We start from the raw sequence: 5,433 nt of genomic DNA, 5'->3' as shown, positions 1-5,433 counted from the left end.
CCACCCCGTGGTGTGCATGGTGTTTTTAGCTGGTTTCAAATTTTGTGCAGCTTTTGCCGCCGTTATTTCCGGTGGTTTTGGTTGTGTCTGTTTGTTTTCAACGGAGAGTTTGATCCTGGCTCAGGATGAACGCTGGCGGCGTGCTTAACACATGCAAGTCGAACGATGATGCCCACTTGTGGGTGGATTAGTGGCGAACGGGTGAGTAACACGTGAGTAACCTGCCCTTGACTCTGGGATAAGCCTGGGAAACTGGGTCTAATACCGGATATGACCTTCCATCGCATGGTGGTTGGTGGAAAGCTTTTTGTGGTTTTGGATGGACTCGCGGCCTATCAGCTTGTTGGTGGGGTAATGGCCTACCAAGGCGACGACGGGTAGCCGGCCTGAGAGGGTGACCGGCCACACTGGGACTGAGACACGGCCCAGACTCCTACGGGAGGCAGCAGTGGGGAATATTGCACAATGGGCGCAAGCCTGATGCAGCGACGCCGCGTGAGGGATGACGGCCTTCGGGTTGTAAACCTCTTTCAGTAGGGAAGAAGCGAAAGTGACGGTACCTGCAGAAGAAGCGCCGGCTAACTACGTGCCAGCAGCCGCGGTAATACGTAGGGCGCAAGCGTTATCCGGAATTATTGGGCGTAAAGAGCTCGTAGGCGGTTTGTCGCGTCTGCCGTGAAAGTCCGGGGCTCAACTCCGGATCTGCGGTGGGTACGGGCAGACTAGAGTGATGTAGGGGAGACTGGAATTCCTGGTGTAGCGGTGAAATGCGCAGATATCAGGAGGAACACCGATGGCGAAGGCAGGTCTCTGGGCATTAACTGACGCTGAGGAGCGAAAGCATGGGGAGCGAACAGGATTAGATACCCTGGTAGTCCATGCCGTAAACGTTGGGCACTAGGTGTGGGGGACATTCCACGTTTTCCGCGCCGTAGCTAACGCATTAAGTGCCCCGCCTGGGGAGTACGGCCGCAAGGCTAAAACTCAAAGGAATTGACGGGGGCCCGCACAAGCGGCGGAGCATGCGGATTAATTCGATGCAACGCGAAGAACCTTACCAAGGCTTGACATGAACCGGTAAGACCTGGAAACAGGTCCCCCGCTTGCGGTCGGTTTACAGGTGGTGCATGGTTGTCGTCAGCTCGTGTCGTGAGATGTTGGGTTAAGTCCCGCAACGAGCGCAACCCTCGTTCTATGTTGCCAGCACGTGATGGTGGGGACTCATAGGAGACTGCCGGGGTCAACTCGGAGGAAGGTGGGGACGACGTCAAATCATCATGCCCCTTATGTCTTGGGCTTCACGCATGCTACAATGGCCGGTACAAAGGGTTGCGATACTGTGAGGTGGAGCTAATCCCAAAAAGCCGGTCTCAGTTCGGATTGGGGTCTGCAACTCGACCCCATGAAGTCGGAGTCGCTAGTAATCGCAGATCAGCAACGCTGCGGTGAATACGTTCCCGGGCCTTGTACACACCGCCCGTCAAGTCACGAAAGTTGGTAACACCCGAAGCCGGTGGCCTAACCCCTTGTGGGAGGGAGCTGTCGAAGGTGGGACTGGCGATTGGGACTAAGTCGTAACAAGGTAGCCGTACCGGAAGGTGCGGCTGGATCACCTCCTTTCTAAGGAGCACCTCCAACTGTTCATTACCGGTGCATGCTGGTGTGGGGGTTGTCAGGAAGCAAGCCCGTTGCGCAGGCGATTGTTCTGCGGCGGGTGCTCATGGGTGGAATATCAACAAATAGCGGCTGTCGTGTTGTCCTGTGTTGTCCTAGTACGAGCCCTTGTGGTTCTGGAACGGTGGCCGGGGGATGTGGGGGTTTAGTGTTTGGCACACTGTTGGGTCCTGAGGCAACAGGACCGGGGTTTTGGCTTCGGGAGTGTTTGTTTCTGGTTTCCCTGCCATGACGGCCCGCGCATGCGTTTGTGTGGGGTGTGTGGTGTGGGGTTGTTGTTTGAGAACTACATAGTGGACGCGAGCATCTTGTATAAGAAGCAATTTCCAAGATATATGAACCTGGATCTGGCTGCGCGTGGTGGTATCGCCCTTTGGGGTGGTGTTGATCGTGTGGACAGTTTTCGTGGTTCTCTCGAAATTAGTTTTTGATCTTTGTGGTCAAGTTTTTAAGAGCACACGGTGGATGCCTTGGCATTAGGAGCCGAAGAAGGACGTAGGAATCTGCGATAAGCCTGGGGGAGTCGATAACCGGACTGTGATCCCAGGGTGTCCGAATGGGGAAACCCCGCCAGGGGCGCGAGTTGCCTGGTGACCCGTACCTGAACACATAGGGTGCGTGGGGGGAACGCGGGGAAGTGAAACATCTCAGTACCCGCAGGAAGAGAAAACAATAGTGATTCCGTTAGTAGTGGCGAGCGAACGCGGATCAGGCTAAACCGTTCCATGTGTGATAGCCGGCGGGCGTTGCATGGTCGGGGTTGTGGGACTTTCCGTACTGTTTCTGCCGGGACAGTGGGGTGTGATGTGCGCGCATAGGTGAACGGTTTTGAAAGGCCGGCCAGAGAGGGTGTTAGTCCCGTAACCGTAATGTGTTTGTACCGCCTGTGAGAGTATCCCAAGTAGTACGGGGCCCGAGAAATCCCGTGCGAATCTGTCAGGACCACCTGATAAGCCTAAATACTCCCTAATGACCGATAGCGGACCAGTACCGTGAGGGAAAGGTGAAAAGTACCCCGGGAGGGGAGTGAAACAGTACCTGAAACCGTGTGCTTACAATCCGTCGGAGCCAGTCTGATTCTGGTGACGGCGTGCCTTTTGAAGAATGAGCCTGCGAGTTAGTGTTACGTCGCGAGGTTAACCCGTGTGGGGCAGCCGTAGCGAAAGCGAGTCTGAATAGGGCGTGTGAGTGGCGTGATCTAGACCCGAAGCGAAGTGATCTACCCATGGCCAGGTTGAAGCGACGGTAAGACGTCGTGGAGGACCGAACCCACTTCAGTTGAAAATGGAGGGGATGAGCTGTGGGTAGGGGTGAAAGGCCAATCAAACTTCGTGATAGCTGGTTCTCCCCGAAATGCATTTAGGTGCAGCGTTGCGTGTTTCTTGCTGGAGGTAGAGCTACTGGATGGCTAATGGGCCCTACAAGGTTACTGACGTCAGCCAAACTCCGAATGCCGGTAAGTGAGAGCGCAGCAGTGAGACTGTGGGGGATAAGCTTCATAGTCGAGAGGGAAACAGCCCAGACCACCAACTAAGGCCCCTAAGCGTGTGCTAAGTGGGAAAGGATGTGGAGTTGCGAAGACAACCAGGAGGTTGGCTTAGAAGCAGCCATCCTTAAAAGAGTGCGTAATAGCTCACTGGTCAAGTGATTCCGCGCCGACAATGTAGCGGGGCTCAAGTACACCGCCGAAGTTGTGGCATTCAAATTTTAGCTAAGCCCTTGTGGTTCAGGCGTTTGGATGGGTAGGGGAGCGTCGTGTGGGCAGTGAAGTCGCGGTGTAAACCAGTGGTGGAGCCTACACGAGTGAGAATGCAGGCATGAGTAGCGAAAGACGGGTGAGAAACCCGTCCGCCGAATGATCAAGGGTTCCAGGGTCAAGCTAATCTGCCCTGGGTAAGTCGGGACCTAAGGCGAGGCCGACAGGCGTAGTCGATGGACAACGGGTTGATATTCCCGTACCGGCGAAAAACCGTCCATGTTGAACAGGGGATACTAACCGCCCGAGACCTGCCTGACACCCCTTGTGGGTGAAGGGTTTTGGTGGAGCGCGGGACCTGATCCTGGGAGGCAAGCGTATTAACAGGTGTGACGCAGGAAGGTAGCCGAGCCGGGCGATGGTTGTCCCGGTCTAAGGATGTAGGGCGAGTGGTAGGCAAATCCGCCGCTCATTGAGCCTGAGATCTGATGGGACCCCCTTTGTGGGGGGATTTGGTGATCCTATGCTGCCGAGAAAAGCATCGACGCGAGGTTTTAGCCGCCCGTACCCCAAACCGACACAGGTGATCAGGTAGAGAATACTAAGGCGATCGAGAGAATTATGGTTAAGGAACTCGGCAAAATGCCCCCGTAACTTCGGGAGAAGGGGGGCCCCAACCTTGAACACCACTTGCTGGTGGGAGGGGATCGGGGCCGCAGAGACCAGGGGGAAGCGACTGTTTACTAAAAACACAGGTCCGTGCGAAGTCGCAAGACGATGTATACGGACTGACTCCTGCCCGGTGCTGGAAGGTTAAGAGGACCGGTTAGCCGCAAGGCGAAGCTGAGAATTTAAGCCCCAGTAAACGGCGGTGGTAACTATAACCATCCTAAGGTAGCGAAATTCCTTGTCGGGTAAGTTCCGACCTGCACGAATGGAGTAACGACTTCCCCGCTGTCTCAACCATAAACTCGGCGAAATTGCAGTACGAGTAAAGATGCTCGTTACGCGCAGCAGGACGGAAAGACCCCGAGACCTTTACTATAGTTTGGTATTGGTGTTCGGAGTGGCTTGTGTAGGATAGGTGGGAGACGTTGAAGCCCGGACGCCAGTTCGGGTGGAGTCATCGTTGAAATACCACTCTGGTCACTTTGGACATCTAACTTCGGCCCGTAATCCGGGTCAGGGACAGTGCCTGACGGGTAGTTTAACTGGGGCGGTTGCCTCCTAAAAAGTAACGGAGGCGCCCAAAGGTTCCCTCAGCCTGGTTGGCAATCAGGTGTCGAGTGTAAGTGCACAAGGGAGCTTGACTGTGAGAGAGACATCTCGAGCAGGGACGAAAGTCGGGACTAGTGATCCGGCGGTACATTGTGGAATGGCCGTCGCTCAACGGATAAAAGGTACCTCGGGGATAACAGGCTGATCTTGCCCAAGAGTCCATATCGACGGCATGGTTTGGCACCTCGATGTCGGCTCGTCGCATCCTGGGGCTGGAGTAGGTCCCAAGGGTTGGGCTGTTCGCCCATTAAAGCGGTACGCGAGCTGGGTTTAGAACGTCGTGAGACAGTTCGGTCCCTATCCGCTGCGCGCGCAGGAAATTTGAGAAGGGCTGTCCTTAGTACGAGAGGACCGGGACGGACGAACCTCTGGTGTGTCAGTTGTACTGCCAAGTGCACCGCTGATTAGCTACGTTCGGATGGGATAACCGCTGAAAGCATCTAAGCGGGAAGCTCGCTTCGAGATGAGATTTCCATACACCCTCGGGTGTGAGAGGCCCCCAGCCAGACCACTGGGTTGATAGGCCGGATGTGGAAGCGAGGACTAACGACTCGTGAAGCTGACCGGTACTAATAGGCCGATAACTTACACCACACAGATACATACAAACTCTGCTTGCGTCCACTATGTGGTTCCCAACCAACAACCCCCAACACACGGGGCCCTGGTACGGAACCAACAACTGAATACACAACACCACAATGTTGTAACCACAAAGTTTCCCCACCCCAGCCCATGATGGCTGGCCGGTGCGGGGCAAGGGTTACGGGTGGCTCTTCTAAACA

Annotated in this window: 2 rRNA genes; both read left to right on the top strand. The window is 55.2% G+C overall.

The window, feature by feature from the left end:
* Positions 1-97 precede the first annotated feature (97 nt).
* Positions 98-1,620 (top strand): 16S ribosomal RNA (locus J7I84_RS20830).
* Positions 1,621-2,112: 492 nt separating this feature from the next.
* Positions 2,113-5,242: ribosomal RNA gene (locus J7I84_RS20825) — 23S ribosomal RNA — on the top strand.
* Together the 16S and 23S rRNA genes form the textbook arrangement of a ribosomal RNA operon.
* Positions 5,243-5,433 lie beyond the last annotated feature (191 nt).

The organism is Arthrobacter sp. ISL-85 (assembly GCF_018613675.1).
GTDB lineage: Bacteria > Actinomycetota > Actinomycetes > Actinomycetales > Micrococcaceae > Arthrobacter.
This window is presented reverse-complemented; position numbering and strand designations above follow the sequence as displayed.